Origin of the sequence: Sandarakinorhabdus sp. (genome assembly GCF_041689835.1) — a bacterium.
In the GTDB taxonomy this organism is placed as follows: Bacteria; Pseudomonadota; Alphaproteobacteria; order Sphingomonadales; family Sphingomonadaceae; genus Sandarakinorhabdus.
This window is the reverse complement of record NZ_JBDNFM010000089.1, coordinates 1-4,799: the sequence shown is the minus strand read 5'-3', so window position 1 is coordinate 4,799 and position 4,799 is coordinate 1. Positions and strand designations below refer to the sequence as shown.

At 64.7% G+C, this 4,799-nt stretch carries 2 protein-coding genes; one reads left to right on the top strand and one right to left on the bottom strand.

The annotated features are described in order from the left end of the window. Nucleotides 1–1,937, bottom strand: a 1,937-nt coding sequence (locus ACESL8_RS04490; protein ID WP_372916394.1) for a ribonuclease E/G, incomplete at its 3' end; no start/stop codon positions are given. A gap of 481 nt (nucleotides 1,938–2,418) precedes the next feature. Between ACESL8_RS04490 and ACESL8_RS04485 the strand changes: the two genes are divergently transcribed. Beyond that, nucleotides 2,419–4,662, top strand: coding sequence for a S9 family peptidase (locus ACESL8_RS04485; RefSeq protein ID WP_372916392.1), 2,244 nt, complete (start codon nucleotides 2,419–2,421; stop codon nucleotides 4,660–4,662). Nucleotides 4,663–4,799: the final 137 nt, after the last annotated feature.

Genomic DNA, 4,799 nt, shown 5'->3' with positions numbered 1-4,799 from the left:
TCGCCCCGGTCGTCGCCCCGGTCGTCGCCCCGGTCGTCGCCCCGGTCGTCGCCCCGGTCGTCGCCCCGGTCTTCGCCCGCTTCTTCGCTACGCTCTTCGGTGCGGTCATCACCCTTGTCGCGGCCACGGCCGTCACGGGTCCGGCGGCGCCCACGGCGGCCACGGCGGCCATCTTCGCCGCGCTCCTCGCCGCGCTCTTCGCGTCCCTCTTCACCTTCGTCGCCGTCATCGCTGTCGGCGGTATCGATCTCGCTGTCTTCGACGATCTTCAGGATTGGCGGCAGCGCCACCATCTCCACCTTCTTCGACGGCGGCGGGCCACCGGCATCGATTTCGAAATTCGGGCCGATCAGCGAATCATCCGGGCGGGTGATGATGGTCACGCCGTACAGCTCTTCCAGTTCCGCCAGCTCGATGCGCTTGCGGTTGAGCAGATAGACCGCCACTTCCTCGCTGGCGCGCAGCAGCAGATCGCTGTGGCGGCCGCGCAGGGCTTCGGCTTCCAGCGCGCGCAGGGCGGCCAGCGCGGCCGACGAGACCGAACGCACCGTACCGGTGCCTTCGCACATCGGGCAGGTGTGGGTGGAGGCTTCGAGGATGCCGGTGCGCAGGCGCTGCCGGCTCATTTCCATCAGGCCAAAGCTGGAGATGCGGCCGATCTGCACGCGGGCGCGATCGTTCTTCAACGCCTCCTTCATGGCCTTTTCGACCTTGCGGATGTTGGAGCCATTTTCCATGTCGATGAAATCGATCACCACCAGGCCGGCCATGTCGCGCAGGCGCAGCTGGCGGCCGATCTCGTCGGCGGCTTCGAGATTGGTCTTGGTGGCGGTTTCCTCGATGCCATATTCGCGCGTCGAACGGCCGGAGTTGATGTCGATCGAAACCAGTGCCTCGGTCGGGTTGATGACGAGGTAGCCGCCGGATTTCAGCTGCACCACCGGCTGGTACATGCCTTCCAGCTGATCCTCGACACCAAAGCGCTGGTACAGCGGCACGCTGCCTTCATATTCCACCACCTTGGCCGCGTGGCTGGGCATCAGCATCGACATGAAGCGCTGCGCAGCTTCATAGCCTTCGCGGCCTTCAACCAGCACCTGTTCGATCTCGCGATTGTAGATGTCGCGGATGGCGCGCTTGATCAGGCTGCTGTCCTCGTGGATCAGCGCCGGGGCCTGGCTGGCCAGCGTCTTTTCGCGGATCTCGTCCCACAGCCGCGTGAGATAATCGAAATCGCGGCTGATATCGGCGGCGCTGCGTTTCAGGCCGGCGGTGCGCACGATGGCGCCCATGCCGCCCGGCAAATGCAGATCGGTCATGATCTGCTTGAGGCGCTTGCGATCGGCCGGGTTGGAAATCTTGCGGCTGATACCGCCGCCATGCGCGGTGTTGGGCATCAGCACGCAATAGCGGCCGGCCAGCGACAGATAGGTGGTGAGCGCTGCGCCCTTGGAGCCGCGTTCTTCCTTCACCACCTGGATCAACATCACCTGGCGGCGGCGGATGACTTCCTGAATCTTGTAACGGCGGCGCAATGCCATGCGCTTGCGGCGCAGCGCGTCGGTCGGCTCGTCGTGATGGCCGCCAGTTTCCAGCACATCGTCGTTCTCATCGGCTTCCTCGCCGTCGTGGCCATGATCTTCGGCGGTCAGCTCGGCTTCCTCGCGCAGCAGGGCGTCGCGATCTTCCTTGGGAATCTGGTAATAATCCGGGTGGATTTCGGAAAAGGCGAGGAAACCGTGGCGGTTGCCGCCATATTCCACGAACGCGGCCTGCAGCGAAGGTTCGACCCGCGTGACCTTCGCCAGGTAGATATTGCCCTTGAGCTGACGCCTGTCAGCCGCTTCGAAATCAAATTCCTCGATTCGCTGGCCGTTGACCACTGCGACCCGCGTTTCTTCCGGGTGGCGGGCGTCGATGAGCATGCGGTTTGACATTGATGGTCTCCGTGGCGCTGGCCCATGTTTCGGCACCCGGCAAGCGGGCGGCACGAGGGCGGCGCGATGTGAAAAGGCCGGCGGCATCACGGGGATGGCGCCGGCAGATGCGAAATTGCAGTGTGAAATATGTAGCCGCGGCGGCGTGACCGCTGGCCAGACCGCGCCCGAAGCGCTGTCCTTCTGCCAGTTCGATCAATCCATTCATCCGCGTCATGTGTTTTTTCGGCCGTGTCTTGTCTCTGCGGCCAGATCGGCTTGCAGGATGCAAGGCGAAGGCCGCGATTTCCCGATCCATCCACCAAACACCAGCCAGCTTGCGCGGCGGCAGCGCGGAGAATCCGGGAAATGACAGCGGACGAACCGCTGCTAAGGTCTTGCTAGCAGCCACTTGGCGGCGGAGCAAGGGTGCGGCATTGACGCAACATTGTCATAATGGACCGACAGGGCAAATTGCCCGCGCCAGGACGGGGAAACGAAAATGAAGTTCGCATTATTGGCCACGGCACTGCTGGCCGGTGTTCCTGCAGTGGCCCAATCGTCCGCGCAGCCGCTCACGCTGGAACGCGTCTTTGCCTCGCCGTCGCTGGGCGGCGCGCGGCCGCGCGTGCTGAAATTGTCACCCGACGGACGGCTGGCCACGCTGCTGAAAAGCCGGGCCAGCGACAAGGATCGGTTTGATCTGTGGGCAGTGGACACCGCCACGGGCGCAAGCCGCATGCTGGTCGATTCGGAGAAGCTGGCCAGCGGCAGCGCCCTTTCGGAAGCCGAGCGCATGAACCGCGAGCGCCGGCGCATCGCCGATGTGAAGGGCATCACCGATTACGCCTGGGCCCCCGATGCGCAGCACTTGCTGGTGCCGGTCGACGGCGATCTCTGGGTGGCGGGCCTTGATGGCAGCGTGAGCCGGCTGACCAGCACGCCGGAAACCGAGACCGATGCAAAGCTTAGTCCCAAGGGCGGCTTTGCCAGCTTCGTGCGCGATGGCCATCTGTTCGTGCAACAGCTGGCCGGCGGCCCAAACCCTTCAGCAGCGCGCGAAGTGGCCGGTGAATCGACTGCCAAGGTGAGCTGGGGCGTCGCCGAGTTCATCGCGCAGGAAGAACTGGCGCGGTTTGACGGCCATTGGTGGGCACCCGATGACAGCCGTATCGCGGCGGCGCGCGTGGACGAAAGCCCGGTCAAGCAGGTCACGCGCGCTGCCATCGGCGCCGATGGCACCCGGCTGTTCACCCAAGCCTATCCCGCCGCCGGCACCGCCAATGCCGATGTGACGCTGTGGCTGCTGAACCCCGATGGCACGGGCAAGGTGCAGGTCGATCTTGGCACCTCCACCGACATTTACATCGCCCGGGTCGATTGGGCGGTTGATGGCCGCACCCTGTATGTACAGCGGCTGGCGCGCGACCAGCAGCGGCTCGACATTCTGGCCGTCGATCCCGCCACCGGCGCGTCGCGGGTGCTGGCCAGCGAAACGGCAAAAACCTGGCTAAACCTGCATGACATTTTCCGGCCGCTGAAGGACGGCAGCATCCTGTGGGCGAGCGAGCGTGACGGTTACCGCCACCTTTATCGCCTCGCGGGCGGCAAGGCGCGGCAATTGACGCCCACCCAGCTGACTCGGGGGCGCTGGGCCGTGGATGAACTGGCGGGTGTGGACGAGAAGCGCGGCCGGCTGTGGTTCACCGGATTCGCCGATTCGACGTTGGAAAAACACGTCTATGTGCTCGACTGGAAGAAACCGGGTGACAAGCCGCGGCGCCTCACCGCGCCCGGCGGCTGGCATGAAGCGGTGATGGACGCTGCCGGCCAGCGCCTGATCGTCACCAGCAGCACCCCCAACCAGCCGGCACAGGTGTGGCTGGGCGACGGCGCCGGCAAGCGCCTGGCGTGGATCGAGGAAAACCGCCTTGACGGCATAAACGGCTCTGGGCACCCCTATGCGCCCTATCTTGCCGCGCATGTCGCGCCAGAATTCGGCTCGCTCACCGCCGCCGATGGCCAAGGGATGGATTGGCGGTTGCTCAAACCCGCTGGCCCCGGCCCGTTCCCGGTGTTGATGCAGGTTTATGGCGGCCCGCACGCCCACAATGTCCACAAGCGCTTCACCGCGCCGATCGAGCAATATCTGGTGTCGAAGGGCTGGGCGGTGTTCCAGCTCGACAACCGCGGCAGCGACAACCGCGGCAAGGCGTTTGAAGACCCGATTTACCGCGCCATGGGCGGCGTGGAGGTGCAGGACCAGTTGCAGGCGCTGGCCTGGATCAAGGCGCAGCCGTGGTCTGGTTTTGGGGCCGCCAAGGTCGCTGTCAACGGCTGGTCTTATGGCGGTTATATGGTGCTGAAACTGCTCCAGGCCGCACCGGGCGCGTTTGCGGCGGGGATTGCCGGTGCCCCAGTGACGCGCTGGGAGCTGTATGACACCGCCTATACCGAGCGTTATCTGGGCAACCCGGCGCGCGATGCGGGCCCCTACACGCGGTCGGGCGCGCTCGGCGATGCCGGCAAGATCAATGACCCACTGCTGCTGATGCACGGCATGGCCGACGACAATGTGGTGTTTGAAAACTCCACCGCGCTGATGACGGCGCTGCAGCGGGCAAAGACGCCGTTTGACCTGATGGTCTATCCCGGCGCCACCCACGCGACCCCGGGCCTGGAAGTCCACACCTGGATCACGCGGCTGAAGTTCCTGGCGCGGACAACGGGGCCGACGGGGTTCTAGGTTCAGAGCCTGTCCTACAGCGGCAGAGCCTGTCAGAATGTCGGTTGCTGGTGCTGCGTGTTCGCTCCCGTTTGGAGGAACGGAAATTCTGGAATCGATACAAATCGTCAAAACTGGCAAAATTGAGAATTTGCTCT